Annotated in this window: 3 protein-coding genes; all 3 read right to left on the reverse strand. The window is 48.6% G+C overall.

Translation table 11 applies throughout. The annotated features are described in order from the left end of the window. Positions 1-36: 36 nt before the first annotated feature. Positions 37-534, reverse strand: coding sequence for a hypothetical protein (locus WCO51_12875; GenBank protein MEI6514147.1), 498 nt, complete (start codon positions 532-534; stop codon positions 37-39). 119 nt (positions 535-653) lie between these two features. After that, positions 654-1,487, reverse strand: a complete 834-nt coding sequence (locus tag WCO51_12880; GenBank protein MEI6514148.1) for a formate/nitrite transporter family protein — start codon at positions 1,485-1,487, stop codon at positions 654-656. A gap of 300 nt (positions 1,488-1,787) precedes the next feature. Continuing rightward, the coding region (locus tag WCO51_12885; protein ID MEI6514149.1) for a hypothetical protein at positions 1,788-2,080 on the reverse strand (293 nt) is incomplete at its 5' end.

A 2,080-nucleotide genomic window follows, 5' to 3' on the forward strand; every position in this document is an offset into this window, starting at 1 on the left:
ATGTGTTCCTGGCTTACATCCTGCCCGACGGTATGATCACCGGGTTGCCGGCTTCCAGTCCTCGTCTTTCGAGTAGGGCAGTGCCTTGCCGTCGAAAACCAGGCGAATGCGGCGCTCACCATGGGAACCCTTGGTCTCTTCGGTGGTTATGGTGAAGTCGATAGCCGACATGATCGCATCGCCGAACCGTTCATTAAACCAGCGCTGGAGTGCTGGGCCATACACCTCGATCGCTTCGTGCAAGCGATAGATCGCACCGCTTTGCCAACGTACCGGGGGGGGAGCCAGGGAGTCCAAAGAGCCGGCTTCCAAGTCGAGTAGTTTTTCAAGGCAGTCCTGAGTAGCTTTCTCCAAAGGCGCCTGACCTGTGAGGATCGCACCAACCCGAACCGGCAGGAGATTACAGGCGATCCCCAGAGCTTCAAGGGTCATCCCCTTTTTGTAAGCCGCCATATTTGCCATATCCAACGCTGGCTTGCGTTTATCGTAACTGTCTTGAGCAAGTGAACCGATGACACTGGTATTCGTATCCATATTTATCCCCTTTTCTGTTTTTGAAAATTAACCATCATTTCGATTTGTGCCCTTGTGGACTGCAGGGCACGGTTGCGTCTGCCGGTTTCCATCTTTCAATAATTAGATGTGTTCCTGGCTTACATCCTGCCCGACGGTATGATCACCGGGTTGCCGGCTTCTTTCGACAAGGACGGCACCTTGCTCGCCTTGACTTGTGAGCAATACCAATACACCGCACCTAATAGTCCGCCACCTACCATGTTGCCCAACGTAGAGGCGATTAGGTTAGTAACATAACCGCTCCATGAAACAGCCGGGTTTACAGCAAGGAAAGCGCCCATTCCAAGAAGAGACATGTTCGCCACACAGTGTTCGAATCCCGAACCAATAAAACCAAACAAACACCACCATATCAAAATCAGTTTTGCAGTATCCTCTTTGGCGCGGACGCTCGTCCAAACAGCGAGACACACAAGGATGTTGCAAAGAATTCCTCGAAGGAATAATTCAAAGAACGGTGCGTTCATCTTGGCAGCGCTCACCGCCGAAATAAAACCGGCCCATGGATCTTTAGAAATAAGACCGGAGTTAACCATCACAAATGCAAGTAACAGCGATCCGAAAAGGTTTCCCAACCAACACACGATCCAGATATACGCGGTATCGAGAACGGTCACCTTTCTTGAAAGATTACCGATAACCATCGTCATGTGATTTCCGGTAACAAGTTCCGAACCGGCGAAGATAACCAGCGACAATGCAATGCCAAACGAAGCCCCCATCAATACCTTTACGGCAGGACTGGAAGCCGCGGCGAACGGCGCACCGATAGAAAAAATCAGTATCATGCCGAAGCCAACATAGGCTCCGGCCAATGCTGATGCTAGAAAATATTTCAAAAATCCACTTTTAAGAAAATTGCTTTTAGCCATAGATGTTTCGGCGAATTTTTCGACAGTTTCTGCGTACATAGATGTTTTCTCCTTTTACTCACACTCTGAATTACAGATATATTATTATGACAATGTAAAAAATGAACAGGGTTCATATTCATTGATATGTTTGAACTGCATTTGAATATTATCAAGCGGTCTCAAAAATAAAAGAGAATTCATATTTACATAAATCTGTACGCAGTGAAGTCTTCTTCACGTCCGTCCATATTCATTAAAATGTTGATTCATCCGACTTTCGTGTGGATCACAGTAGCCGGATATAGGTTGAGACCGCCGCAGTGGAAATGGTCGGCTATCTTGAAATTGTTTGGGTTGCTATAGCCACAGGCGCGTTTCTGGACAGTGGCTATCTTGGAGTTCAGTCCTTCGGCAACGGCATTGGTGATGCGATGAGTGAAGTAGGTCAGTGAATTCGTCGTGTTCTGAAGCGGTCATTGGGCAACGAATATCCTCTACCGGCAACAATCCGCCGCAGTATTGCTGACCTTCCCCACTTGGCAGCCCACCGTCGGCAATGGCCGACGACTTGCCCGTGACCTCACGGCAGGGTAGGTCCGCTCCATTCTGGAACTTGCCGCTGAGGTCTTCTTCCATTTCTAATCCAATAG

The sequence above is a fragment of the bacterium genome, from assembly GCA_037131655.1.
Lineage (GTDB): Bacteria > Armatimonadota > Fimbriimonadia > Fimbriimonadales > JBAXQP01 > JBAXQP01.